The organism is Rhizobium sp. 2MFCol3.1, from assembly GCF_000377565.1.
Taxonomy (GTDB): domain Bacteria; phylum Pseudomonadota; class Alphaproteobacteria; order Rhizobiales; family Rhizobiaceae; genus Rhizobium.
The window spans coordinates 185,099-209,307 of record NZ_KB898364.1 but is presented as its reverse complement, the minus strand read 5'-3'; the positions used below and the strand labels follow the sequence as shown (position 1 = coordinate 209,307).

Here is a 24,209-nt window from a genome sequence, read left to right as displayed (position 1 = left end):
AAAGGCAACGGCCGCTCCGCTTTGGCCTTCTTTATCCACTTGTGAACAAGGTTGGCATTCACGTCGTGTTCCCGCGCCAGTCGAGAGACCGAAACGCCAGGCTCTAAGCACGCTGCGATTAGTTGATCCCGAGAAGCCGGGTCATATCGACGGCGGCCGTCGCGACCAACAAGCCGCACTTGCAGTTTAGGAGTATCGTCCATGATTAGGTGTCCACCTGTTTTTGGTGGACACTTCATGCATCAGAGCACCCCTCTTCAGAAGGTGTGCAGAAATTCGCGCTTACGTCTCAATCGTGTGGAGAGGGAAACAGTCATTTGCTTATCTTTCTGTATCAGGTGAGGAAAGGGTGTCATTTCATTGACCTGCTTAGCGTCTGCAGCGTCCTCGATGACGTCAACGACGCTCTGGGGATGCGACACCATCACGAGGTGTGAGGCCCCTGGCACGACCACCGTTCGTCGCGAATGAGCGCGCTCTGCCATCGAGGCGTGGAGGACGGGCGGAATGCTTTTGTCGCTGTCGCCATAGAAATGACCGCGGGAACCTCGTCGCCGTCAAACGCCGGCAGAAAACCATAGAAGCCACGAGTTGAATGGGTTGATGGACGGGCTGATTGTTTCGATCGGCGTTCCACAAAATCCGAATAGCCCGACATCAAACGCACCTCAGCGGCAGACGTCGTATTTCACGAAGGCGTCTGAAACGATCGACGTCGACGTTCGCGCGAAGGTCCGTACCGCAAGCACGATCTCTCTGCATAGTTGTGTCCGAGACGGCCTCGGTCTACCTCTGCTGGTAGACTGGTTGGTCGATGACGACATCCGGCTTGGGTCGCTTGTGAGGGTCTTTGAGGACTGGTCTATTGCCGTGGGAGAGGGCGAGACCGCAGTCTGGGTCGTTTATCCGTCGCGCGCGTTTCTTCCTTTAAAGACCCGGAAGTTCATCGATTTCGTCCGAGACAAGGTCAGTCCCGGGACCACTTTGGGCAACTGAGCCAAAGCATCGAGAGTGTCGCGCAGTCTGAGAAAAGGTAAGAACGGCAGACCGTTTCTTTACGGAACTGCTGTCCGTTAACGTCAATACTACAATAACGCGCACAGCGTCTCGACATCAAACGTCAATCGATGGACAATCCGCCAAAATCTGGGGTTGTCCATGTGCCGCGTCTTTCTTTTCCTCTTTCTCATAATTGTCACGGCCTCGTCGTCGGTTGCACAGACTGCTAACGACTTCGCTCCGTTCAAGTACATGCCGGAGATTCCTGGAGCTCTCGTCCTCGATGGGTCGCTAGACTTTCGATCCCCACTGGCCTTTAGGCGGGCGCTTCAGGCCCACCCTGAAACGCAGCTCGTCGTTCTTCAGAGCGACGGGGGGTCGGTCCAAGCCGGGCTGCTGATCGCAGAAGAAATCCACGATCGAAAGCTGAAAACCCTGATCCCGGAGAACAGCCGGTGCGCGTCCGCCTGTTCATTTGTATTTTTCGCCGGGGTGGGCCGTCTGGCCCAGGGACAGCTGGGCGTTCATCAAATCTCTGGCTCGGAAGACCTCGAGAGTACTCAGCTGAACCTCTCCGACATAATCGAAACACTGAGTAAATACGATGTGTCGTCCGACGTCATAACTCGGATGCTTCGAACTCCGCCCGCAGACATCTATGTCTTCAGTCCAGCCGAATTGGCCGCGTTGAAAATAAACATGACACCTGAGGATTTCCAGAGGGCCTCACTTCCAGCTACCCAGGGTGACTCTGACGCATCCTTGCCTTCATATACGCAGGAGGAGAAAGCGAAGGCGTTTGTCCTCGGGGTCATCACTGCAAGCTCGCTGCCAAAAGCCGATCTTCTCACGCTCGCGTCGAACATCTATTCCGACAGCATTGCGTTCTACGGCTCGGTAAAATCCAAATCTGATGTTTTGCAGGACAAGGCCACGTATGCCGACCGCTGGCCTATGCGGAGTTCGATCGTACAGCTCAACACCGTCTCCGCGAATTGTGTTGCGGAACGATGCCGGGTGAATGGTGCCTACGATTGGAGAGTCTTCGACCCAAAAAGAAAAAAGCAAGCCGCAGGCTCGGCATTGTTTTCGTACGAAGTGGAAATGGGGGCCACATTGCGGATTGTGTCCGAGGAGGGGAGCGTCACGAGCCGCGTGTCGGCGAGGAGCCGCAAGTGAGGCACCAGCGGATTGAGGCGATAGGGAGCCTGTAGGGACAGATGCCACGAAAGCGCGGCTCAGGTAGACCAAACAAGATCGTGTCAGGGCTCGTTCTTGCAATGCTGGGATTCGGCATCATTGGCGCGATGTCCGAGAAGGACAGGTCGTCGACGCATCTCACACAGGCAACCGAGCCTTTGTCGTCTGTATCGCCGCCTCCACTCAAAAAGGAAGCCGTCTCTGGTGCTCGCGCGTTGCCGGACGTTGCTCATAGTGAAGACGCGGCTCCGCCTACATCGAGTGCTCAAGACGTCACCAGATATGTTCGGGGTCGAAAAGTCGCTCTTCGCGATGGTCCCGGAAAGCAGTTCGGAATTCTTGATCGATATGACAGCGGGCGAGAGGTATTTGTTTCCGAACTGAAATCCGGTTGGTCGAAGGTTCGAGACAAGCTGACCGCGAGGGAGGGATGGATTTTGGCGTCCTTGCTCTCTCAAACGAAGCGGGGTGAAGAAGATACCGCTCCGGCAAAGCGGGGCAACGACGAGCCATCCCATGACGCAGGTGACAAGGACCCCGAACCGCATGTTCCGCAAATTTCAGAGAGTGCGGTAGTCCAGCGCATAATCGCGGAATCCCTGTCGATGTACCCTGGCTCCTGCGCGTGCCCATACAACACAGACCGCGGCGGTCGACGATGCGGGAAGCGAAGCGCTTACAATCGAGGCGGTGGGTACGCGCCGATATGTTTTGCAGGCGACGTCTCGAAGGAGATGATCCAGTCATTTCGACAGCATGCAAGTCGCGATTAGCAGTTTTCTAGGCCAACGTCATCGGCTCTGCTCGGATCGCCAATGACCACATGACGACCGTCGGGGAAGAGGCGGGAAATGTCATTAGCCCTTTGTCGTGATCGCGCGTGGAGGACAACCTCGTGTCAGCACGTGCCAAGCTGTGTGCCGCAGCAAGGCCCAGGCGGTCAGTCGCCCTTGTTATCAGTGTCGTTCCCAGGGCAAGGCTCTCGCTCGCTAGCCGTTTGGATTGGCCACCTCGGAGACCGGCTTGTCTGCGCTCTCGCCTGGCTTGGCGATAATTACATAGGCACCCGCTATCAGAACCCCGGCTGCGAAAATCGGTGCCACAAATGCGTACATGCGATGGCGGGCATTGCTATCAGTAGACACGCGCTGGTTCACTCCTGTCAAAATCCGAAAAGAAGCGTCTGAACAGTGTCTTGAGTTCCGAAGCTCCAGAACTGATTCAACGAAGGTAGCTAGTCTTTGCCGTGGGTCGTGTGCAAGATGCCGACCGAAGACGCGCGTCCAAAGTAGGCAAATTGGTTCGCCTGACTGCGGAAGCGGGAAAGCAGCGCATTGTTCTTAGATTCCCGAAAGTCGAACCTTGGTTAACACCCGGAATCGTTGATCGAATCCGGTTGGCAGAATGCGTAACTTTACTAACTTTGGGACGATACTCCCTAAGAATCGGACATAGATTAATTCGAAATTCGAACTATCTCGGTCGGACCGCCGAACAATGCAGTTCGGGGAAATCGAACAATCTCATTTGGTGAGACCGATTGCCAGAGATTGAGGTGCACCTCATCAACAATCAGAACTCTCATGTGAACGATTTCCTCAGAGACCCGTTAACGAGGGCCTCGTACCGATCGGAAATCAATTGCGTTTTTTAATTTTGTCTTTGGGGTCGTTAACGGCCTTAACTTGGGTTCTTGCTTTCTACTTTGCCTTGCAGATGCAAATATGATGGCCGAAGTTCATTTCCTCTTTCCTAGAATCGTGTTCCTATCTGTCAGCCACAGCTGACACTCAAGGACGTCTCATGAGCCCCTTCGACCTAGCTGCAGTGACTTTCACAGGCGGAGCCGTAATCGGCGCGACGTCGATCGGGGCTTGGTTCTGGGCGAGAGATAGGTTGGTCCGACGAAGGTCAAACAGTCAGGCAACTCGCGATCTCGCGATGCAGTCGGTGCTGGCAATCGATGATCTCGTAGGGGCCTGCTATATCGCGGCTCACGATTACCCTGAGTACGACGTCGACGAACCAGAGAACTTTTTTCTTCATTCCGATGATCCTGTGCTCGTGCTTCCCAAAGGCGCGGACTGGTCGCTTCTAGACCGCGATCTCGCCGACGAAATCAGGTGGCTGCCCAACCGGCTTCGCAATGTACGCGATGCGTTGGAGTCGATCGAAATCGAGCCGCCGGACTTCAATGATCTGTTCGAACACAGACAAGATGACTACGCGCGCCTCGGCTTGCTGGCGATGGACCTCGTCGAGCGCATCTGCGCTGAGCACCAGCTGCCGTTGCCGAGCCGCCCCGATTACTACGACCCTCGCAATGAGTTCAGTGCGAAGATTTCCGAGATGGAAGAGTTCTGGAAACGGCGAGCTCAATCCGCGCGGCAGGTTCCGAGTGAACCATCCAACGTCACACCGATATTCGGGCGAAATACAGCGCCAGAGAGTGCGTCAACGTAACTGGCATGCGTGGGAGTGCGGTTTGCAGCAGTTCGCGTTCCTAGCCTTCGGCACTGCGGGCGCTTCCAGTACTACGCATCTCACGCTGCCCGATGTAGGGGCAGACTTCCAAATCCCAGGATCGGTCGACACGCCAGGGCCAGGAGGCTTCCTATTGCTTGGCTCGCCAGCTTTGCACCAGCTTTGGTGGAGTCGACTTGAGCTGATGTCCACAAGACGCGTCCGCACTGGAGCCACACGTCGATAGGCGCAGTACTAGGACTTTGCCAACATACTCCTTGAGTGGGTCGAAAGGCGCTGCCTTTAAAATCGCAGCACGAAAATCTCTCTCGAATGCCTGCCGAGCGGCGGCAGGTGACCCCTTCACTATGACGACGGGCCCGCGGACCACAGCACCGCGGTCGTCGATGACGAAATAGCTTATCCCGTCCACCTTCGCCGCTCTTGTATCGTCACTGACCAGCAAGTCGAGTTCGGCTGCAACGAGTGAGAAAGGCGCGACCTGAGTGGCGGCTTGGGCGTGCCCGTCCGCGACCGCTAGCGAGAAAGCCGCGGCGCAAGCCGCCGCCGTTTGAAAAAACGTCTGGACTATCCGTCTTATATTCGATCGTTCAAACATCTTCATTCCACTCTGGCTCCAGCGAGTTTTAGCGGTCACAATTCTCTCTGCAACGATTGATCGGTCTGGTGGGATCGAGCATCGACGCTTCCATCGCTTGGCGTGTTATTTTGGCAACCTAAAGAGGGTCGTCGAAATTTGGGCATGTGTTGGCAGCCAAGCCAGCAAACTCCCTTGTAACGCCCAAACCATTTCGCGCGCCGAACGTTGTGGTGGGCAATCGACCTGTCGATTGCATTCCCACTCCCGACCGGAGGAAAGATCACGCATGCCCAGAGTGCTCGAGATGTCCATCGATAACCGGAATGCGATCGATGCGACTTATGTTGCTGCCGTCGACGCGACGAGCAAACTTGTTGTCGAAATCCACTACGCCACTACCGTTGCCCAGCTTGAAGTGACTTCGATCGTCATGAGATCGGTACACGCTGGATCGGTTTGCCACGGTCAAGCGGTGACGGGCATCCACGAAGTGTCCTCCGCCATGGCCAAGCTATGCCACGACGCGATCGAAGCGGTCCGTGTGTTTCGGGAGCATGCCGCGAAATTAGAGAAAACGCGCTTGGCCGGCGGCGACTCTTGAAACACCGTTTCGTTCAGCGAAACGTGGCCGAAGCATGCTACGCAGCGGTTTTTACCAATTTTGCCGCGATCTCTGCGGCCTCTAGTCGAGCTGAGGTCTTGTAAGGGTAGTGCGTCCAGCACCACCAATCCTGGAGACCGGCTGTGCAGAAGCCAAAGCCAGCCCAGTCGCCGCAGTGGCACTTACGCGCGACCAGCTTTGGTGCCCGTTGTAAAGTCTGTCGATCTATGTCGCTCATTTGAAATTCCTTTCGGGGCTGATTTGACGTCGCATTTGAATTAGAGATCGCGCTCGAATTTCGGCTTCCAACCGCGCGTCATTCCTTGGCTCATTGCCGCCTCGGCCAATGCCAGTTGGAGCCGCAGGTGCTTGATGTCTCCGAGAAGCGTGGCGATTGTCGCCTTGGCATCCTCGTCATGGTAGGCGAGCGCCGCTTCGACTTCATAGCTGTTCGCCACTGCTTGAGCCGACTTACTGGACATGCCTTGCATTCCTCATGAGCAAATAGAATGCCTCGATGACATCGCTCTCATCGCCGGAGTAATCGAACCACAAGGGCTTGCTCATAAGCTGTTCATAACCCACGACGTTGAAATAGCCGCACGCTCTGCCGCTCCTTGGGTCAAAACCGATATCGAATGAACCAAGGGGCGCGCCGGAACCCATGTCGTACACATTCACAGAGCACAGAGCCCAGTCCGGGTAGCCTGGGATCATGAGAAGGACCGCCATCAAAAGCGGATGGACCTCTGCGAGCGTCGGCTCGCTCGGGCTTACGCAATATGTTCCAGTCTCGTCGTCAGCCCACGGCTGTCCGATCGGCGTTTTGGTCATCGCCGCCATCCCTTCACAGAGTAGAATGTTCCTATTATGTTCTCTTTTGCGAAGGAGTCAACAATGTTGGCGAGGTAGGCAGCAGAGAGCGTTCCCAAGCGTCGCGCCGCGAACGGGAGCTCCAAGCGCGATGCGGATGTTGACGGCCCCGGTGTTCGGGGCAAACTCCAGATTGGGAGCTCGGGACCCGAACCTCTTCACGGTCACATGGAAAGTGGGGATCGCCGTAAAGGTCACCGCGCACATCACGAATCAATTGATCTCGTCAGCCAGGAATGCAGGGATGTCCAACGGAGTGCTGGGAAACGATCGCTATAGAGACTGCAATACCCACGACCAAGCAGCCGATATCCAAACCTGCACAGTCGCGATGGAGCGAAACAGCATGTGTCTCCCCAAGTCCTCCGGGACTCACAGAGTCTTCAGCAACCTCAGCAGAGCAACCATCTCTAATGGGGTCCGCCGTTTGGAAGCGATATAGGTGGGAACTTCATCGCCATGGAAGCGGCGTTTGAACGCGGCTTGGCCTTTTAAGTTGAAGATGTGGGCATTCACTTTCTCCGACTGAAACGCCCGTTGGAAAAGGCCGCGCCACAAGCGGCTTTCGGTGAACCCGCTCGCCCCGATGGCAGCCAGAGGAGACAGTCCGAGCGTCACGCGCGCGTGGCCTTCTTCTCGAAACCTGTCCGCCGCAAATTTCGTCAGGCCGATTTCTGCGTGCGGGGTAGTGCCGGGGAGCTTCCGTTTAAAGGCGGCGGTGTAGCCCTTCACAACGCCACCTTCGAAGATGGGGTCGAAATCCAGAAGCGCGATGGCAGCCCCCTCCGGGCTGAGGATTACAAAGCGTCGCATGTGAGGTGACAGGTCTGGGAAGAACGGCCTGTTTAAGAAACACATCTCGCGTCGGCTGACGATGCGGCCCGACCGCCAGCTCTCTGAAATTGACTTGATCTGGTCCGCTTGTGTCTTCGTTCCATCGCACTCGATGATCGCGTAACCCTGTTTGATCAGCCAGCGCTCCGAGTATCGCACCGTCTCGTTCCGCTTCCCAGAAAAGCTGTGTGTGTCAAAGGCAATATGAGTATCTACGCCCATATGGTTTACGCGATAGCCGAGCCTGGAAAGGACCGCTGCGGTGTCTCTACCGACTTGGACAAAACACGGGCTCGCTGCGGCCTTTACAAACTCCCGAATATACCTCTCCCGCTCGGCTTTCGGTGCGACGGGATCGCCTAGAACAAATGTATGTCCCATCTTCGTAGCATATGCCAAATAGCCAGCGTCATCACCGAAGTGCTTGAGGTTTGCCTGGACGGCGGTGGAATAGGCGACGGCGAAGTCTCCGTGTTGGCGACAGAGTGCGAGTCTTTGATCAGAGGTAACTTCGAGCGCAGGGATGGGAGCGATCTGACGCTCCAGAAAGCTGTCGATAATCCGTCTGATGTTCGGCATTCGCGATTCCCTAGCGTTATCTGACAGCTGCACATAGTTTGCGGTGAAGACACAGCGAAAATCGCGATTTAGCGAGCGCTTGTACAAGGTTCGTCTGTTGGTGTTGCCATCGCGCATTGTTTTGCCCATGGTCCGCCGATGGAAAGATCGAATCCCGAAAAAGCGGTCATCATCGGTGCTGGCCTCGCAGGTCTGACAGTGGCGTATCAGCTCGTCAGGAGAGGAATAAGCCCGCTCTTGCTGGACCAAGGGGTGTCTGTGGGTGACACATGGCGAAGCCGACATCCTCAGCTCTCCTTGAACACCCACCGAAGTGTCTCGCACATGCCGGGCTTTACCTATCCCGACAGGACCCCGGCGTTTCCGAGACGGGATGACGTGGTGCGCCATCTCGGCGACTTTGCCCGAAAACACGAATTCCGAGTGCGAAACGGTGTGGAAGTCGTCTCCGTTGCGCAAGGTGAAGTGTTTTCAGTGCAGACGAGGGAGGAGACAATCTTCGCTAGGACCGTGATTGTCGCGACTGGACGCGACAGACGTCCGGTGGAACCAGCCATCGATGGCTTCGACACTTTTTCGGGACAGAAGAACCATTCGTCGGCATTTGGTGACGCCATGGGCTATGCCGGTAAGCGCGTTCTCGTAATCGGAGCTGGGAATTCTGGTTTTGATGTCGTCAATCATTTGGCGCGAGTTCCGGGAACGGGAGTATGGCTATCCGTCCGGTCTGGGTCGGCGATCCTGCCTAAGCGCTTCAAAGGCCTCGCAGTCCATCGTTTCTCGCCTCTCATGGAGCTGTTTCCGTCGGCCGTGTCTGACTTGGCGATAAACCTGATCCAGAGGATGGCCTTTGGCGATGTCGGCCAGCTAGGTCTTCCAACGCCGACGAAAGGCGCAGCCACCAGGCTGCGCAACGAACAGATCGCCATTCCTGTCGACGACGGTGCGATCAGATCGATTAAAGAAGGAAAAACACTGGTCGTTTCCGAGGTGTCCCGCATCGACGGTGCATACGTTAAACTTCGTGGCGGAACGCTTATCGAGCCCGATATCATCGTTTCGGCTACTGGGTACACCGCTGGCCTTGAAAGCTTGCTCGGTGGTCTAGGCGTGGTGGACGGCGTGGGAAATCCCGTCCGCCGTAGCAACGGCACTCACTCCTCAGTACCCGGTCTTTTCTTCGCTGGAATGACGCCGGGATTGGTGAGTTATTTCCACAACGCTGATAAGGAAGGACGCGAGATCGCCAGGGCGATCTCCGCGCGTTAACGACATGCCTGCCGGGCACCTCTTTTGTCCGGTGGTGGCGACCATTTCTGGAAATCACCTCAGACGATTCAGACACTCGTTGCCGAAGGCATCGCTGTAACGTCTCGGGTCCGGCACGACGCGCTACCCCTAGATATCAGTTTGAACGGGGGATGGGTTGCCCGATGCGGTCGCCCGAACACCAAGTTTTCACCTTGCATCCCGCCGCGACCGACTTACGTTTATGTAAGACATGAGGAGGAGCCATGTTTTTACGTGACGAAGCTGAGATGTTGCGACGCGTGCCGATCTTTTCCAAGATCGAAGCCGCTAAACTGAAGCTGTTGGCATTTGCATCGGATCGTAACATTTACACCGCTGGAACTGCGCTCTGTCATCAAGGTGACCGTGGCGATGCCGCGTTTGTTATCCTCTCGGGCAATGCAGAAGTATACGTTCATACCCCAGCTGGGGATATGAAAGTTGCGGACGTCCAACCCAACTCCATAGTGGGCGAGATCGCGATACTTTGTGACACCGCCCGAACGGCCACGGTCAGGGCCGCCACGGAGGTGGAGGCGCTTCGGATCAGCAAGGAAACCTTCCTCAAGTTGGTCAGCGATTTTCCAAATATCGGTGTCGGCATGATGCGCGGCCTCGCTAGTCGATTGGCGCAGACGACCAGTGAGCTGACAACGACGTTGTCGACGGAAAGGTAGTGAAGCGATGTGAGGCGCTGCCAAGGTGCCGCGCTGCGGCATTCCGCTTGACGGAGCGACGCGTCTCCGTGTCAAAGATACGGAACTGTCGTAGACCGCCCCGCGTTGTAGGACGCTAACAAAGTCATCCCTCCGCAGGTCAAATACATTTCCATGAAAAATACTGTATTGCCGGAAGATCGCGTCCGGGCACTGATCGTTGAACGAAATCGCAAGATGGCGGAGTCGGCGCACGCCTACGTGCGCGGGAGCACGAAGCGCTTCTATGAATGGCTCTCTCAAAGTGATCACGCTGAAATACCGAGCGGGCCTGCGATCTGGATATGTGGGGACTGCCACTCCGGGAACCTTGGTCCTGTCGCTAATGGGGACGGCGCACTTGCCATTCAAATTCGCGACCTTGATCAGACGGTCATCGGAAACCCGGCGCATGACCTGATACGGCTGGCGCTTTCTCTTGCAATGGCGGCTCGTTCTTCGGACTTGCCGGGGGTGACCACAGCGCTGATGCTCGAGCGCATGATCGAGGGCTATACAAAGGCCTTTCTCATGGACGTCGACAATGCTTCCAGCGCGATGCCGGGAACGGTGAAGTCGCTGATGCGGCAGGCGGCTAAGCGATCGTGGAAACATCTCGCTGATGAGAGGATCGAAGGCGAGGTTCGCCAGCTGCCCATTGGTCCAAGATTCTGGCCGCTCACCCGCTTTGAACGTGAATCCGTGGATGCGATGTTTGCCGAGCAGCGCGTAGAGGACCTCGTCTCCGCACTGCCCGGTATTCAGACAAGTGGCAAAGTCAGGGTTGTCGATGCTGCTTTTTGGAAGAAGGGATGCAGTTCCCTTGGGAGACTTAGGGTCGCTGCGCTTCTGGTCATCGGCAAAGGCAAGAACGAAGTTTACCGGCTCATGGATATCAAGGAGGCTGTCGCGCCAAGTGCCCCACGCGCCACTGACGTCGTCATGCCTATCGACAATGCAGAGCGGGTCGTCGAAGGAGCTAGACACTTGTCTCCATACTTGGGCAGTAGGATGGTGGTGACGGACCTTCTCGGAAAGTCGATATTCGTGCGCGAACTGTTGCCTCAAGATTTGAAAATCGAGATCGATAAGCTAACGAGAGAGGAAGCCCTGACCGTTGCGGAGTATCTCGCTTATACAGTTGGGCTGGCTCACGCACAGCAGATGGATGCAAACGACAGGAAATCCTGGCTGGCAGAGTTAAAAAGCAGCCCGATCCGAAAAATCGACGCTCCGTCCTGGCTTTGGGCGAGCGTCGTAGATTTGGTGGCTACCCATGAGGCCGCGTATCTGGAACACTGCCGTAGGTATGCCTTGATAGAACCTGCGTAACGTCTCTCATGGTCACTGGAAGCCGTCATTGTTCGGTTATCCGTACCGACCCCTCATTTACCGAGTGCAACCAGCGGAGCGTCAGGCCGTGCTCGAACGGCTGGCCGTGAGGCCGGCGCGAAACGCCGCATGGGCGGCGGACCAAGGAGATAGCGCTCTCGGGATGGTGACGCGATTGGTCGGAACGGCGTTGCTGTCGGTCGCTGGCGATCTTACCCGCACCGAGCTTCACCTAGCTGAGGGACGTTGCGTGTCGCGTTATCGGTCTCATCACGAAGTTTCACCTGAGGCACCCTCAGTATCCGGTTGGGCCAACGCTGCACGTTGACAACGCGCGTCTCGGTCACGGCTCACCTAACGGTCAGTTGGCGTGCAGCACAGACGGAGATTCCGATGGACGAACGCGTGATGTCTGCTCGCCACTTGCGGCTTCAAATATCGACAAATCAACAACGTAGTCCCCAGACTTACTCAACTGATCGAGAATTGTCGCGGCCAAGCGCAGAGCGCACACAGGGTTCACCGCTAGGTCGAATGTTTCGCCGCTGGTCAAAGCCAAACGAGCCAAGAGATTTCCGCCGTCGAGCGGCGCGAACATGCGGAAGCTCTCGGCTTCGAGGAATACATCCGCGGCTTCGTCCAAGGAGGGAACGCGTTGCGCAAATCGGGTAGCGAGAGCGGCTTTTTCTTCTGGTGTCATCGACTTTAAAGGTTTCCTCGTTTCTCTGATGCTCCTAACGACGAATTGCGGATCGCGTAAGGCATATTGGCAGGCGATACAATGAGAACGCTGCGATGGTGCAGCCCAATGGCGGATTTGCCACCTGTGACGAGAGCCACTTCCTTCGAGCCTGTCGTTGCCGCGACAGGACTCTCGCCGTGATCGGAAGTGGGCTGCATTCGACCGGTATAGCCGGGCGGCGCTTGGTGCTGCTCGGGGTAGGGCGGATGGGAAATCTGTCGACGGTCATGGAAGCCTCCTTGCTTGATCCCGGTCTAGACAACTGAAAGGAGGGCAGGCGGGAACTTAGTTCGGAGATGACACTTCTACAGGTGTTACAGGAGGATAAAATGTCAGGAAGCAAGAGCAAAACCGTCACAGCAACGTTCGAAACGCGCGAAGAAGCCGACCTCGCGGTCGAGCATCTGGTGCAGAAGATCGGTATCGATCGGGCGGATGTGTTCGTTCAAGCCTCCGGTCGACAGAACTCGTCGGGTGTGGACGTCAGCGGTGGTGACGCTCCGTCAGCAAGTGAAAGCGCGCGAGAAGACGCCAAGCTTAGCGGCGAGATCGATGTCTCGGCAGACATAACTGCGGATAAGCTCACCGCGCTTCATCGGGTGTTCGGCGATCTAGGGGCGCTGCGCGTCACAGCAAAATGACGGCTGACCATCGTTTTTTTTCTGCGTTGCAAGGAGAGAGCTGTGAGCAAGGACCTAGAAAAAGGCGACCATGTCGCTTGGAAAACCATTCAGGGTGAAACGACAGGGACCGTCGTCAAGAAGCAAACCAGCCCAACGAAGATCAAAGGTCACGAAGTGAAAGCATCGCGATCAGACCCACAGGTCATCGTGGAAAGTTCGAAAACCGGAGCGAAGGCCGCGCACAGACCCGCGGCTCTCAAAAAGAAGTCATAGGTCAGCTGGCCTACAAGGCGAAATAGGCATTCTTCTCAAAACGCTTCGCTATCGATGCCTTGCTTTCCCCCTCATCCTGCATGGCGAAGTATTGCGGCGATATTACTTGGACATCCTTCTAGGCGGCGCTCTTGTACCATAAAGGCAGACGGCCGCCGACAAAAGCATGAAGGCCATCCCGACGAGGTTCGTGGCGGTCAGCGGCTCCCGTGCCAAGAAGGTACCGACTGCCACCGCAATAGCTGGCGATACAAAGGCAAACATGCCTGCGCGTGTCGGCCCGGCATCCCTGAGGAGCTGCATGTAAAGCCGGTAGCCAATCAGCGAGCCGAAGATCACCAAAAAAAGCCAGCCACCGAACGCCTTCGCGGTCCAGTTGGAGACCGCCAGGTCAGTGATATTTTCGCCGCAAATTGAAGCCGCTCCAGCGAGCAGCAATCCTCCCAAAAATGTCGTCGCACCCGCGACGGCCGTGCTGCCGTGCTTCGCGATGGTTGGCTTTGCCAGAACCGAGCCGAGAGCCGATGATGCAGCAGCCCAACAGACGGAAATGATGCCGATCCACGCCCCGTCGTCGTGGCTCGCGCGACTTCCTCCAACGAATAGAAGGTATAGCCCAATGGAACCCACGGCCAGGCCGATGGCCGCCGCCCAACTCCATGATTCCTGCCGCAAAAGCATCCCAAAGACGAACAGGCAAACGGGCGTCAAAGACATTTCCAAGACGGCAGCAGTGCCGGACGGGACCTTTGTCATTCCCCAGAACAGCGGCCCATAGCAGAGGGTTATCATCAGCAAGCTTACGATAAAGATCGAAAGCCAGTCGGCCGCCAGTCCTCGCATCGAGCGACCCTGCCAGACCGCTACCGCTAGGAAGACAACGCCGGCCGTGACAAAGCGAAGTGCGGCGAAGAGCATGGGTGGCAAAGTCGTCACCCCATACTTCACGGCGATCCAGGTCAAACCCCAAACAGCGCAAAGGATGGCGAACTTCCCGTAGTTTGAAGCTGACATGCTATGGACCCGATCTATGTAACGAGTATAATGCGTTTATATCGTTACAACTAACGCAGCTGTATCCTGTTCCATATGGCAAAATCAGTAGAAGATATGCGTCTGAGCGGCGGCCATCCCGCGCTTGACTTTGTGAACACCGTCGACAGCCGACGCAATCGATGGGGTCCTGATTTCCTTACCGATTACGTTGACTTGATTACTTTTAGTAGACGGGTCGATCTCGTTTCGGACGCGCAAGCGGCTGGTTTGACGCAGATGGCAAAAGAAAATCCTGCTGCGGCAGCAACGGCTCTGGAAGCTTCGGTAGAACTCAGGGAATGCCTGTACCGTGTCTTTCTAAATGAGGACGCGGGCGGAAAACCTAAGATGGATGACATTGCTTATATCGGCGCAGTGGCAACATCGGCTCGTGGCCGTCAGGTTTTCACGCAACGATCCGCGGCATGGACTTGGGCGCATGAAATCGAGACACCTGCCGACCTTGTGCACGTTCTTTCCTCATCCGCCGCTGAACTGTTGGAAACACGATCCGAGCGGCGGCCGGTGAAGGAATGCAAGGGCGACAACTGCGGCTGGCTGTTCCTTGATAGATCGAAGGGAGGACGGCGGATTTGGTGCTCAGAAGAGAGTTGTGGTGTCCACAGCCGGGTCAAGAAATTTCGGAGCAGTTGAGACGCTGGCGCGGATAGCCACCCGGCAATAGACATGCCGCAAAGCAGGCGTCTCATCACGCGTCGCGCGGGTGATTGATGTTGGCTTGGCTCCGGAGAGCTCAAGGGCTGATCAGACGCACGCCTAACAACGCTGGCTTAGCACAGGGTCACGGCGGCGTCCGAACCCTTTCCTGAAAACCTTCGTCCTTGTCATAGGCCTCGTGGTCCGTCGTATAAGGCTTCCAACAGCCGATGTACCTGTGATCCCGGCGAGGTTGACAGCCCGGGATTGTCCTTGGTCGTTTCCTTCAATCTCAGGCGCGAACAGCGCTCGTTGCCCACTACGCAAATTTCCGTGCGAGGGTCATGGAGAGTGACGCGCTTTCAGACCTACGTCGAAGCCGATGTTTCTCTTCGGAACAAGGTCTCTTCATGGAGGTTGTGCTGTCTTCCGCAACGGAGCGGGGATTTTTGGCCCGATCGGTATCCGGCGTCTGGTCGTCTTCTGAGAGGAGTCCTTATGCTGCGCCACCACCTGCTTCCGACACGACGGTCCGTCCTGGCAGCAGCGAGCGCGGCGCTCGCCGCATACGCGTTTCCGTCGATAGCCCAGAACATCGAGGAGAAGGAGTTCATTCCAATGGAAGACCCGACCACCAAGTATCCCAAGCCGCCGTTCGAAAAGCAACGTCAGCCGTTTCCCGGCCTTGCGGGAAAAATGAACCCGAAGCCAGATCACGGAGAGACTTCCTACAAAGGCTCCGGCCGTCTTGCCGGGCGCAAGGCGCTGATCACCGGCGGTGACTCCGGCATGGGCCGCGCGGCCGCGATCGCGTATGCGCGCGAAGGTGCCGACGTTGCCATCAACTATCTCCCGGACGAAGAGCCGGACGCACAGGAGGTCGTCGCCCTGATCGAGAAGGAGGGCCGAAAGGCCGTCGCGCTCCCTGGTGACCTGCGCGATCAAGCGTTCTGCGAGAAGCTGGTCGAGGACGCAGTCAAGGCGCTCGGCGGGCTGGACATTCTCGTCAACAACGCGGGACGGCAGCAGCAGGCCCAGTCGATCGAAGACATCACTTATGAGGCCTTCGACGCGACCATGAAAACAAACATCTACGCCACGTTCCTTCTGACCAAGGCTGCCCTCAAGCACATGCAGCCTGGATCGGTGATCATTCAGACGACGTCGGAGCAGGCCTACGATCCGTCCGAGAACCTCGTCGACTACGCCATGACCAAGGCGGCGGTGATGAACTTCAGCAAGTCGATGGCAAAACAGCTCGGCCCGAAGGGCATTCGCGTCAACGGCGTCGCGCCCGGACCGATCTGGACGCCACTCCAGGTGAGCGGTGGCGCGACCATGGAGAAGCTCGAGAAGTTCGGTGGCGACACGCCGATGGGTCGCCCCGGCCAACCGGCGGAACTGGCGTCCATCTATGTCCAGCTGGCCGACCCGCAAGCGAGCTACGCAACTGGACAGGTCTACGGAGCGGCGGGCGGTGGCGGACAGCCCTGAGCCTGTATCAACCGGACTGCTATTCAAAGAGGAGAATGACATGAAGGCACTCACTTGGCACGGCAGCGGCGACATCCGTTGCGAGGAAGTCGACGATCCGATCATCCAGGACGACCGCGACGCCATTATCAAGGTAACGAGCTGCGCGATCTGCGGCTCCGACTTGCACCTCTACGGCGGCTTCGTTCCCGGCATGCATGCCGGCGACGTAATGGGCCACGAGACCATGGGCGAGGTCGTCGAAGTCGGCCGCGGCAATTCCAAGCTCAAGGTGGGCGACCGCGTCGTCGTGCCGTTTACGATCTCCTGCGGTGAATGCCGCCAATGCAAATGGGGCCAGTTTTCGCTTTGCGAGCGCTCGAACCCCAATGGTGCGGAGCAGGCCAAGCAGGTCGGCTATCCCACGGCGGGCCTCTTCGGTTACTCTGAACTCTATGGCCGCTTCCCCGGCGGCCAGGCGCAGTACCTGCGCGTGCCCTATGCTGACGTCGGCCCGATCAAGGTTCCGGACGGCCTTTCCGACGAGCAGGTCCTGTTCCTCTCCGACATCTTCCCGACAGGCTATATGGCGGCGGAAAACTGCGACATCCAGCAAGGCCAGACTGTCGCGGTTTTCGGATGTGGGCCCGTTGGCCTTTTCGCGATCAAGTCCGCGTTCCTTCTCGGCGCGGAGCGGGTGATCGCCATCGACACCGTGCCCGAGCGGCTGGAGCTTGCACGGCAGTCGGGCGCAGAAACACTCGACTACACCGACGATGACCTTCAACAGCGCATCTTGGAGTTGACCGGCGGCAAAGGTCCTGATGCCGTCATCGAGGCAGTCGGTATGGAAAGCCACGGTACAGGTGGCATGATGGAGACGATGCAGACAAAACTGACCTCAACCGAGCGTCCATATGCTTTGAGCCAGGCGATCATGGCCTGCCGTCCCGGTGGCGTCGTCTCACTACCAGGCGTATTTGTCGGCCCGGCTGTTCCAGCCCCGCTTGGCGCATTCGTCGGCAAAGGCCTGACGTTGAAGACTGGCCAGACTCATGTTCAGCGATACTTGAAGCCGCTCATGGACTTGATCGAGGAGGGCAAGATTGATCCGTCATTCCTGATCACTCATCGCATCGGGCTGGAACAAGGGCCGGACGCCTACAAGACGTTCCGCGACAAGCAGGATGGGTGTGTAAAGGTCGTCATCCGGCCGAACGGATGACGGTCACCCGTTGCCAGGAACTGAAATAGCGATACCCTCCGGTACGTTTCTCCTTCGCCGTATTCGATCGGCGAGGGAGAAGATATGTGACTGAGCTGCGGCCGTCCCGCGCTCGACTTTGTGAACACGGTAACCGTTCCGGCTAGGCGAAGGGCTCACCCCACCGGAGACCGACCCGCACATCTGCGACTAGGCCACAAGGGCGCGAAGCGCCACATCTATCGGGTAGACATAAAGCTATCACGAGGTGAGAACCAATCATGATGACCTCAGCTCAGATTCCGGCTTTTGTCCAAGCGGTCGTAGACACAGGCTGCAATATCGTCGCCGTGACGGGCGGCTCGGGGTTTCTATTTGGAGATGCCGACCTTTCGGTGAAAGAATATGAGTTCGCAGAGCCGCACATCCACGCCATCTGCGCGAAATACGGGCGATGGGATCACCTCGCGACGGAAATTTCCCAGTATCTTGCTTCCATTGGGCGATTCCACCCAGTAGCCGCACATGCATGGAAGCCTCTCAGTTCTTGATTGCGACGAAATAGCTTAACCCTCTGATTTGATTCGGAACGAATCACTTCGTCACCAGTTGATTCGCATCTGCCGTCTAGGAAGGTTGCGCGTCATGACCCGGTATTCCCTTACACCGATCGAGCCGCTCGAAGTCGAGATCAACGGTGCTGGGCAGTATGCTCCCGCCGAGACTGTTGAGGAGATGGTCAAATTCCTCACGTCACAGTGGCCCGACAAATCGAAGCCCGCTTTCCACAGTGCGCTCGCACGATCGATTGACGCCATGGTCTTTGCGGCAGAGCCCGAAGCGGCCCGTGTCGCCTTCGTGACGGCAGCTCACGAGGCTGGCATGCATGTGCTTCCGGACGACATGGATGAGCTGAGGAAAGCGAGCTGACAAAAGAATCCCCGCCGCAGGCCGCAGCGGGGTCGAAGGAGGTCATATCAGTCACTTCGACGGTATGATCCTCTTCGCTTACGGCAACCCATTATTTAGAAAATGCTGATGTAATCCACAGATGGCCGATCGACCTAAATCAAAACCACTTCTAACTGGCGACAAACCGATGCGAGGTTCTGTTCGCAAGCGGCGTGACCCTCAGCAGCCGAACCTACTTCTCGATCCGATGCCCTACCGTGTGGAACCCGCATTAGCATTGCTCAAGGCGAAGCCTCCTAGCGATCAACGCTACCGTGCCGAGGTGAAGATCGACGGCTACCGCCTGGCCGTTCACATCGAACCGACAGGTGTCCGCATCATCACGCGGGGCGGACATGATTGGACCCATCGCTTTCCCGCGATAGCTGATGAAGCTCGCAAACTCGGTGTCGCGAGCGCTATCCTGGATGGAGAAGCAGCGGTGCTGGACGATCAAGGTCGATCGGATTTCGGTGCGCTCCAACGGTCACTGGGTGGGCGAGGCGGCAGGCTCCCATCCTCGAGTTCAATCTATGTCGCGTTCGACCTCCTATATCTCGACGGCCACGACCTCCAGAAAATGGAGTTGTCCAGCCGCCGACATCTGCTTGAACAGCTGATTGCTGATCGCGATGGACCGATCCGGTTCTCGGAGGAGATCGAAGGTGAGGGCGGCGCGATTTTCCGAGCGGCTTGCGAGCATGGCCTCGAGGGCGTCATCTTCAAGGATGCGGACAGCACTTACAGGTCAGGACGGACTGCCGACTGGATCAAGGTGAAGTGCATAGCCTCGGAGAGCTTTTTTATCGTCGGTTACGAGAAATCGTCGACAGCCCGCGGCGGCTTGGGAAGCTTGTTGCTAGCGGCCCGAAAAAAAGACGGACTTCAGTATGTCGGCTCCGTCGGAACGGGGTTCAAGTACAACGACGCGGTCGAACTCCGCGCTGCACTGGACAAGCTTGCGACCAAGCGGCCGGCGGTCGCGTACAACGGTCGTCGCAAGAACGTCGTGTGGGCAAAACCGACTTTGATCGCTGAGATCGAGTATCGTGCCTGGACGGACGACGGCAAGCTACGGCATGCGTCCTACAAGGGGCTGCGGGATATTCAGGACGATGCCTCTGTTTTCAAGATCGATGAGGAAACGTTGATGTGACGATCAGGTTGGTCGTCCTCACCGCAGACGCTGAACTCGATAGCATTTCGAGCGTTATCTTTCCCGTCAGGGAGGTCACCAATGCAACAGCGCGAAAACATGACGTCGGGTTCCAACATCGGTTCATTGGATGAGCAGCTTCAAGCTACCGAACCTCTGGATTACCCGAACGAGACGTTCGACGACATAGCGAAAGAGGTGAGCGATGACGTAGAGGATCAGGTTCCCCTGGATTACGTTCCCGCGAGCGTCGAGCTGCGTCTTCGCTACAGCGATACACGAGTCGAACTCGAAATTTTGCGGGACCGCCTCGCACGCATCAAAGAGGATGTCGCGCAAATCGTCCAGGCTCGCATTGAATGGGCGGACGCAAGTGCACACGCCCAGCTTGGGGACTACCCCTGGGCGAAGCTGGGGGCGGCCATGGCCGCGAGCTTCGTAGCGACGAAAACGCTACGCGCGCTCCCACTAGCGGCAGCAGGTTCGGCTGTTTTGCCTCTGGTTACATCGGCTATGCAGCGAAAAGCGCGGAGCAGGTCTTGAATGCTGCTGGAGGATGTCGGGTCAGAAAGGGCCTAGCTTTTTCAGTCGGTCAGCCACGCGGGGCTACACAGCGTCGCGAACCAATCACCTCGGACTTGGATGATTGATCGGTGCCACTTCCGTAACGCTCATCGCTCCGGCAATCGTGTAGGCGACAAAACTTCTGCCCCTTGGCGTCCTTTTCAGTAGCTTACGGCGATGGAACCCAATATCGCTTGCCGGCGTTTCCGAGCCAAAACGATGGAGATCAAAAATGAACGTACTTGTCAGCGCCGATAAGCTTTTCAGCGGTGTTGCCGCCCAACTCCGCGACGCTCGAGCTGCGCGGGGGTACACGCTCGAAGATGTTGCCGTGACGTCTGGCCTGACGATTGCGGAAGTCGAGGCGCTCGAAACGGGACGGAGTTTAGATGCCCGGCGGCTGGCGCGCTTTGCTGCCGCGGTTGGCATTTCGATTTCGCATCTTTCCAACAGCTAGAGATTGCGTGACCATGGCCCCAAGCGAACGTGCGGCCAAGCTTGTTTCCGAAGCTGTACGGAACCGCTCGAGGCCGGGCCACCGCACTGGTTTGACTTCTACGATCTGACGCCTGATGACGGCTCAACCGATATCCTATGCGCAGCTGCCATCGACTTGTACAATGGCGGCCTGGTCACGGTCGATGCGATAACTTCATCGCTGATTGAAACATATGTCGGTCGGCTCGGAGTCCAATCAAACGCTCCCACATCCATCGCGATCCATTAGGCTCTCGCTCTCGCACTGCATTCATCGGTGGCTGATGTGCAGTGAGCGCTTGGAAAATGACACCGGGCATTGGCTATCTGGATTCGCGCGCTACCTTCGGTCGGGAGGAAGGAGCTCGTGATGAAGGTTCAGAAATTCAGCTTGTCTGAGGTAAACTTGATCAGGTCTCCCGGCCAGGATGCCGATATCTATGTAGGGAACCTCGTGGACGAGACGAGCGGCGGCCCAGTTTCGATCGGTTACGGAAAATACGCCGCTGGTCAGACTCTGACCGAGACCATGGCTGTCGACGACACAATGATCGTGTTGGAAGGACGGCTGTCGGTTTCAACGCGCGACGGCACCGTCACTGCTGGGCCTGGTGACATCGTCTACATGCCAAAGGGCCAGGCCGTCACCATCACGACTGAGGGAGAGGGCGCGGTGACAGCATTTGTGACGTATCCACATTGGGCGGAGGCCCGCGGTGACTAGAGCATCATCGGACTGGTGATCTCGCTGGCAACGGCCGGTATGCGGATGGTGCTGGTCCTGGTGGGGAGCGGTCGACGTCACTCCCGGTTACCCACTGTTGACGAGCCAGAAGTGGGGCTTTCAATCGAAGACGCCGTGCTCGCTGCTGAATGTGTGGTTACCGGCGTTGATACGTCGGCTGCGGTGAGTTGGCTGCAGAAGCGCACGTGGCGCTTGTGGACGTTCGACTTGCTGATGGCTTGACGGGTCCAGGCTTGGCAAAGCGGCTCAGCGAGCAATTTTCAATTGGTGTCGTCTTTGTAACTGGAAGTCCGGAACTTGTAGCACGGGCCGAAATGGGCATTCCGGTGGTATTAAAGCCCGTTACCTCGCAATTAGTCGTAGAGGCCCTCAAGCATGCCGCGATTTGGCGAGAGGGTCACGGTCATAGTAAGGACCGTCGCGACCTATGAACCCGATAAAAATATTTTCAGACAGGTCACCGACTTAGCGCCGTTGGCTACCAAATTGATTCATTTCGCTAATTTTTCGAATCGCTAATCAACCCCATTAAATTCCGGTTTCCGAGGCACCTTGACGCCGTCGCCGATACGGAACAGAAAGAGAACAACCAAGTTTGCACGGCATGATGTCGTAATTGTCCACCGCGATTTCCAAGGGATTCGTGACCGATGTCGGCTGCCCGCGAGATAGCCATCGCTGAACTGCGCGAACGCATCTCCTCGATCGAGGGGGGCGTCGCGAAGAAGGGTGGCTGTCTGCCATTCGGCGTCCCCGAGATCGACGCCGTACTCCCGGGCGGCGGTCTGGCATACGGCGCACTGCATGAATTCGCGGGTGGTGGATCAGGCACTGTCGACGGCGCGGCGGCCGCCCTGTTCGCCGCAGGTGTTGCAGCGAGGACCAAGGGCAAGATCGTCTGGTGCCTGACAAGGCCCGACCTTTTCATGCCAGCGCTGGCGCAGGCAGGCCTCCATCCCGACCGGGTCATCTTCGTCGAGGCCGGCAGAGAGGAAGACGTCCTTGCCAGTATGGAGGAGGCACTCAGCTACGGTCGCCTCGGCGCGGTCGTCGGCGAGCTTGTCCGCCTGCCGATGGTTTCGTCGCGACGGCTGCAGCTCGCCGCGGAGAAGTCCGGGACGCTTGGGATCGCAGTGCGGCGTTGGCGAAGGCAGACGGAGGCGAACGACTTCGGCCAGCCGACGGCGTCGGTGACGAGGTGGCGGGTGAGCGCGCTGCCATCGGAGCCGCTGCCCGTGCCGGGTGTTGGGCGAGCGAGGTGGCTTTTGGAATTGATGAGATCGCGTGCGGGCGAGTGTGCTGAGTTTGAAGTTGGAGCCTGCGATGACAAGGGTCGTCTCGATATACCTTCCCGATCTTTCGACCGACAGGATAAGGCGGGCCGATCCATCAATTCCGCCTGAGCAGGCGATCGCCGTTATCGCAAGGTCGGGGTCGAAGCGTTGGGTCGCCGCCGCCGACGCTGCCGCACGGAAGGCAGGCGTGCGCGTCGGCATGCCGGCGGCCAAAGCACAGGCGCTATTCCAGGGCCTGATGATGGTCGACGCCGACCCCGAGGCCGACGCCGCGGCCCTCGAGCGCATCGCGCTTTGGGCACTCGGCATCTACTCGCCGATCGTCGCGGTCGATGGGACGGACGGGCTCGTCCTCGATACCGAAGGCGCGGACCATCTCCAGGGTGGCGAGGAGCCGATGCTGACGGGCGTCGCAAACCGCTTCCGCTCGACCGGGCTGTCCGCGCGCGTCGCGATCGCAGACACCTGGGGCGCGGCCCATGCGTGCGCTCGCGCGATCACCCGAGAGACTGTGATCGTTCCCCGCGGCGAGATCGTTCGCGCCGTCGAAAAGCTTCCGCTATCGCTTCTCCGGCTTCCCCCCAAGGTCGTCGATGACCTACGCGTCCTCGGTTTCAAATCCATCGGCGAGCTCGCCAACACCCCGCGCGCTCCTCTTGCGCTCCGGTTCGGGCCTGAACTTGGTCGCCGCATAGACCAGATGTACGGCCGCAGTTCGGAGCCGATCGAGCCCATCCGATCACCCGAATGGATCGAGGTGACCCGCCAGTTCGCGGAGCCGATCGGCGCTGCCGAGACGATCAACAAGTACGTCGGGCGGCTTGTCGTGGAACTGGTGGGAGAGCTCCAGCGAAAGGGATTGGGCGTCCGTCGCACCGACCTCATCGTCGAGAAGGTCGACGGGACGCGCCAAGCGATCCGCGCCGGAACGGCCAAGCCAGCGCGCGACATCGCATGGCTCACAAAGCTCTTCAAGGACCGCACCGAGAAGATCGAGCCGGGCTTCGGGATCGAACGGCTGACGCTCGTCGCCGTCATGTCGGAGACGCTTGAGGAGGAGCAGCGCTCGTCGTCGCTGGTCGACGAGGACGACGATGACGTCACGCCGCTGATCGATATCCTCGGCAATCGCGGCAACAGGGTCTATCGCCTCGCGCCGGTCGCGTCCGACGTTCCCGAACGAAGCTTCCAGCGCATTGCCGCGGCCGCTGAACCGAGGAACGAGACATGGGTTCACGACTGGAGACGACCAGTTCGCCTGCTGGATCGGCCGGATGTCGTTGAAGTCATGGCGTTGATGCCCGACCATCCTCCGGCCTGGTTCTCCTGGCGTGGCAAGCGCCGTCGCGTGAGATGCGCCGACGGCCCTGAGCGCGTATTCGGAGAGTGGTGGGTCCGCACGTCCGAGGTCGAGGCCGTCCGGGATTACTTCGTCGTTGAGGACGACGCTGGCGAGCGCTTCTGGCTCTACCGCTCGGGCGACGGCGTCGACGTGGCCACGGGCTCGCACAAGTGGTTCATTCACGGCATCTTCGCATAGGAACGGA

25 protein-coding genes and 2 pseudogenes are annotated in these 24,209 nt (G+C 57.9%); 20 read left to right on the top strand and 7 right to left on the bottom strand.

What is annotated here, in order from left to right:
- Together D460_RS35280 and D460_RS36830 are read right to left on the bottom strand one after the other, a co-directional pair.
- On the bottom strand, positions 1–206 hold a 206-nt coding region (locus D460_RS35280), incomplete at its 3' end, for a transposase (RefSeq protein WP_155947678.1).
- Between the two features lie 162 nt (positions 207–368).
- Positions 369–530, bottom strand: a pseudogene (locus tag D460_RS36830) (alpha/beta hydrolase); the annotation flags it as partial.
- Positions 531–603: 73 nt separating this feature from the next.
- Between D460_RS36830 and D460_RS0121905 the strand changes: the two are divergent.
- The 4 genes from D460_RS0121905 to D460_RS0121875 all read left to right on the top strand — a co-directional run bounded on the left by D460_RS0121905 (position 604) and on the right by D460_RS0121875 (position 5,864).
- Positions 604–996: a LysR substrate-binding domain-containing protein gene (locus D460_RS0121905; RefSeq protein ID WP_018900738.1), complete on the top strand. Its 393-nt coding sequence runs from the start codon at positions 604–606 to the stop codon at positions 994–996.
- 162 nt (positions 997–1,158) lie between these two features.
- Entirely contained in the window at positions 1,159–2,178 is a 1,020-nt protein-coding gene (locus tag D460_RS0121900; protein ID WP_018900737.1) for a hypothetical protein, read from the top strand.
- 1,824 nt (positions 2,179–4,002) lie between these two features.
- Entirely contained in the window at positions 4,003–4,662 is a 660-nt protein-coding gene (locus tag D460_RS33500) for a hypothetical protein (protein ID WP_018900734.1), read from the top strand.
- A gap of 887 nt (positions 4,663–5,549) precedes the next feature.
- On the top strand, positions 5,550–5,864 hold the full coding sequence (locus D460_RS0121875) for a hypothetical protein (protein WP_018900732.1): 315 nt from the start codon (positions 5,550–5,552) through the stop codon (positions 5,862–5,864).
- Between the two features lie 278 nt (positions 5,865–6,142).
- Here D460_RS0121875 and D460_RS0121870 read toward each other — a convergent pair whose 3' ends face one another.
- From D460_RS0121870 to D460_RS0121860, 3 genes are all read right to left on the bottom strand, one after another.
- Positions 6,143–6,346, bottom strand: coding sequence for a hypothetical protein (locus D460_RS0121870; protein ID WP_026283397.1), 204 nt, complete (start codon positions 6,344–6,346; stop codon positions 6,143–6,145).
- The gene (locus tag D460_RS0121865; protein WP_245267780.1) at positions 6,336–6,698 is read right to left on the bottom strand and encodes a hypothetical protein; all 363 of its coding nucleotides are present in this window, start codon (positions 6,696–6,698) and stop codon (positions 6,336–6,338) included. The genes D460_RS0121870 and D460_RS0121865 overlap by 11 nt, the downstream gene beginning before the upstream one ends.
- Positions 6,699–7,109: 411 nt before the next feature.
- Positions 7,110–8,150 carry a phosphatidylglycerol lysyltransferase domain-containing protein gene (locus D460_RS0121860; protein ID WP_026283396.1) on the bottom strand — a complete coding sequence of 347 codons (1,041 nt, stop codon included), beginning with the start codon at positions 8,148–8,150 and terminating at the stop codon, positions 7,110–7,112.
- Positions 8,151–8,266: 116 nt separating this feature from the next.
- On the opposite strand from D460_RS0121860, the pseudogene D460_RS0121855 reads away from it, so the two are divergent.
- From D460_RS0121855 to D460_RS0121845, 3 genes and pseudogenes are all read left to right on the top strand, one after another.
- Positions 8,267–9,167, top strand: a pseudogene (locus D460_RS0121855) (NAD(P)/FAD-dependent oxidoreductase); the annotation flags it as partial.
- Between the two features lie 497 nt (positions 9,168–9,664).
- The gene (locus D460_RS0121850) at positions 9,665–10,117 is read left to right on the top strand and encodes a cyclic nucleotide-binding domain-containing protein (RefSeq protein ID WP_018900727.1); all 453 of its coding nucleotides are present in this window, start codon (positions 9,665–9,667) and stop codon (positions 10,115–10,117) included.
- Between the two features lie 153 nt (positions 10,118–10,270).
- Positions 10,271–11,467, top strand: coding sequence for a DUF2252 family protein (locus tag D460_RS0121845; RefSeq protein ID WP_037111799.1), 1,197 nt, complete (start codon positions 10,271–10,273; stop codon positions 11,465–11,467).
- A 361-nt stretch (positions 11,468–11,828) separates the two neighbouring features.
- On the opposite strand, the gene D460_RS0121840 is transcribed toward D460_RS0121845, so the two are convergent.
- Positions 11,829–12,167: a hypothetical protein gene (locus tag D460_RS0121840; protein WP_018900725.1), complete on the bottom strand. Its 339-nt coding sequence runs from the start codon at positions 12,165–12,167 to the stop codon at positions 11,829–11,831.
- A gap of 371 nt (positions 12,168–12,538) precedes the next feature.
- Between D460_RS0121840 and D460_RS0121835 the strand changes: the two genes are divergently transcribed.
- Complete coding sequence (locus D460_RS0121835) at positions 12,539–12,850, top strand: hypothetical protein (protein WP_018900723.1); 312 nt, start codon at positions 12,539–12,541, stop codon at positions 12,848–12,850.
- Between the two features lie 42 nt (positions 12,851–12,892).
- Positions 12,893–13,105 carry a DUF2945 domain-containing protein gene (locus D460_RS33490; RefSeq protein ID WP_018900722.1) on the top strand — a complete coding sequence of 71 codons (213 nt, stop codon included), beginning with the start codon at positions 12,893–12,895 and terminating at the stop codon, positions 13,103–13,105.
- A gap of 102 nt (positions 13,106–13,207) precedes the next feature.
- Here D460_RS33490 and D460_RS0121830 read toward each other — a convergent pair whose 3' ends face one another.
- Positions 13,208–14,119, bottom strand: a complete 912-nt coding sequence (locus tag D460_RS0121830) for an EamA family transporter (RefSeq protein WP_026283393.1) — start codon at positions 14,117–14,119, stop codon at positions 13,208–13,210.
- Positions 14,120–14,194: 75 nt separating this feature from the next.
- Between D460_RS0121830 and D460_RS35255 the strand changes: the two genes are divergently transcribed.
- From D460_RS35255 to D460_RS0121770, 11 genes are all read left to right on the top strand, one after another.
- Entirely contained in the window at positions 14,195–14,794 is a 600-nt protein-coding gene (locus D460_RS35255; RefSeq protein WP_081619940.1) for an ABATE domain-containing protein, read from the top strand.
- A gap of 621 nt (positions 14,795–15,415) precedes the next feature.
- The gene (locus D460_RS0121820) at positions 15,416–16,291 is read left to right on the top strand and encodes an SDR family oxidoreductase (RefSeq protein ID WP_037111835.1); all 876 of its coding nucleotides are present in this window, start codon (positions 15,416–15,418) and stop codon (positions 16,289–16,291) included.
- Between the two features lie 40 nt (positions 16,292–16,331).
- Complete coding sequence (locus D460_RS0121815; protein WP_018900719.1) at positions 16,332–17,495, top strand: zinc-dependent alcohol dehydrogenase; 1,164 nt, start codon at positions 16,332–16,334, stop codon at positions 17,493–17,495.
- Positions 17,496–17,755: 260 nt separating this feature from the next.
- Positions 17,756–18,025: a hypothetical protein gene (locus D460_RS0121810; RefSeq protein WP_018900718.1), complete on the top strand. Its 270-nt coding sequence runs from the start codon at positions 17,756–17,758 to the stop codon at positions 18,023–18,025.
- A 94-nt stretch (positions 18,026–18,119) separates the two neighbouring features.
- A complete protein-coding gene (locus D460_RS0121805; protein WP_018900717.1) occupies positions 18,120–18,404 on the top strand; it encodes a DUF982 domain-containing protein in 285 nt (94 codons plus the stop codon).
- Between the two features lie 121 nt (positions 18,405–18,525).
- Positions 18,526–19,581 (top strand): non-homologous end-joining DNA ligase, encoded by a 1,056-nt coding sequence (gene ligD / locus D460_RS0121800; protein WP_026283391.1) that lies wholly within the window; start codon positions 18,526–18,528, stop codon positions 19,579–19,581.
- A gap of 81 nt (positions 19,582–19,662) precedes the next feature.
- Positions 19,663–20,124, top strand: coding sequence for a hypothetical protein (locus tag D460_RS33485; RefSeq protein ID WP_018900715.1), 462 nt, complete (start codon positions 19,663–19,665; stop codon positions 20,122–20,124).
- Between the two features lie 253 nt (positions 20,125–20,377).
- Entirely contained in the window at positions 20,378–20,602 is a 225-nt protein-coding gene (locus D460_RS0121790; RefSeq protein ID WP_018900714.1) for a helix-turn-helix domain-containing protein, read from the top strand.
- A gap of 390 nt (positions 20,603–20,992) precedes the next feature.
- Positions 20,993–21,346 (top strand): cupin domain-containing protein, encoded by a 354-nt coding sequence (locus D460_RS0121785; RefSeq protein WP_026283390.1) that lies wholly within the window; start codon positions 20,993–20,995, stop codon positions 21,344–21,346.
- 671 nt (positions 21,347–22,017) lie between these two features.
- Positions 22,018–22,770: an ImuA family protein gene (locus tag D460_RS0121775; RefSeq protein WP_018900711.1), complete on the top strand. Its 753-nt coding sequence runs from the start codon at positions 22,018–22,020 to the stop codon at positions 22,768–22,770.
- On the top strand, positions 22,691–24,202 hold the full coding sequence (locus D460_RS0121770) for a DNA polymerase Y family protein (RefSeq protein WP_026283389.1): 1,512 nt from the start codon (positions 22,691–22,693) through the stop codon (positions 24,200–24,202). Before D460_RS0121775 ends, D460_RS0121770 begins: the two co-directional genes overlap by 80 nt.
- The last annotated feature ends 7 nt before the right edge of the window (positions 24,203–24,209 follow it).

Bases quoted from the DNA above. Each gene is read 5' to 3' on its own strand.
- ligD (WP_026283391.1), top strand. From the start codon at position 18,526: ATGGCCGATCGACCTAAATCAAAACCACTTCTAACTGGCGACAAACCG.
- D460_RS0121865 (WP_245267780.1), bottom strand. From the start codon at position 6,698: ATGACCAAAACGCCGATCGGACAGCCGTGGGCTGACGACGAGACTGGA.
- D460_RS0121785 (WP_026283390.1), top strand. From the start codon at position 20,993: ATGAAGGTTCAGAAATTCAGCTTGTCTGAGGTAAACTTGATCAGGTCT.
- D460_RS35255 (WP_081619940.1), top strand. From the start codon at position 14,195: ATGGCAAAATCAGTAGAAGATATGCGTCTGAGCGGCGGCCATCCCGCG.
- D460_RS0121870 (WP_026283397.1), bottom strand. From the start codon at position 6,346: ATGTCCAGTAAGTCGGCTCAAGCAGTGGCGAACAGCTATGAAGTCGAA.
- D460_RS0121875 (WP_018900732.1), top strand. From the start codon at position 5,550: ATGCCCAGAGTGCTCGAGATGTCCATCGATAACCGGAATGCGATCGAT.
- D460_RS0121835 (WP_018900723.1), top strand. From the start codon at position 12,539: ATGTCAGGAAGCAAGAGCAAAACCGTCACAGCAACGTTCGAAACGCGC.
- D460_RS0121905 (WP_018900738.1), top strand. From the start codon at position 604: ATGGACGGGCTGATTGTTTCGATCGGCGTTCCACAAAATCCGAATAGC.
- D460_RS0121810 (WP_018900718.1), top strand. From the start codon at position 17,756: ATGATGACCTCAGCTCAGATTCCGGCTTTTGTCCAAGCGGTCGTAGAC.
- D460_RS0121815 (WP_018900719.1), top strand. From the start codon at position 16,332: ATGAAGGCACTCACTTGGCACGGCAGCGGCGACATCCGTTGCGAGGAA.
- D460_RS33500 (WP_018900734.1), top strand. From the start codon at position 4,003: ATGAGCCCCTTCGACCTAGCTGCAGTGACTTTCACAGGCGGAGCCGTA.
- D460_RS0121820 (WP_037111835.1), top strand. From the start codon at position 15,416: ATGGAAGACCCGACCACCAAGTATCCCAAGCCGCCGTTCGAAAAGCAA.
- D460_RS0121860 (WP_026283396.1), bottom strand. From the start codon at position 8,150: ATGCCGAACATCAGACGGATTATCGACAGCTTTCTGGAGCGTCAGATC.
- D460_RS0121805 (WP_018900717.1), top strand. From the start codon at position 18,120: ATGACCCGGTATTCCCTTACACCGATCGAGCCGCTCGAAGTCGAGATC.
- D460_RS0121900 (WP_018900737.1), top strand. From the start codon at position 1,159: ATGTGCCGCGTCTTTCTTTTCCTCTTTCTCATAATTGTCACGGCCTCG.
- D460_RS0121775 (WP_018900711.1), top strand. From the start codon at position 22,018: ATGTCGGCTGCCCGCGAGATAGCCATCGCTGAACTGCGCGAACGCATC.
- D460_RS0121790 (WP_018900714.1), top strand. From the start codon at position 20,378: ATGAACGTACTTGTCAGCGCCGATAAGCTTTTCAGCGGTGTTGCCGCC.
- D460_RS0121830 (WP_026283393.1), bottom strand. From the start codon at position 14,119: ATGTCAGCTTCAAACTACGGGAAGTTCGCCATCCTTTGCGCTGTTTGG.
- D460_RS0121850 (WP_018900727.1), top strand. From the start codon at position 9,665: ATGTTTTTACGTGACGAAGCTGAGATGTTGCGACGCGTGCCGATCTTT.
- D460_RS0121840 (WP_018900725.1), bottom strand. From the start codon at position 12,167: ATGACACCAGAAGAAAAAGCCGCTCTCGCTACCCGATTTGCGCAACGC.
- D460_RS0121845 (WP_037111799.1), top strand. From the start codon at position 10,271: ATGAAAAATACTGTATTGCCGGAAGATCGCGTCCGGGCACTGATCGTT.
- D460_RS0121770 (WP_026283389.1), top strand. From the start codon at position 22,691: ATGACAAGGGTCGTCTCGATATACCTTCCCGATCTTTCGACCGACAGG.
- D460_RS33485 (WP_018900715.1), top strand. From the start codon at position 19,663: ATGCAACAGCGCGAAAACATGACGTCGGGTTCCAACATCGGTTCATTG.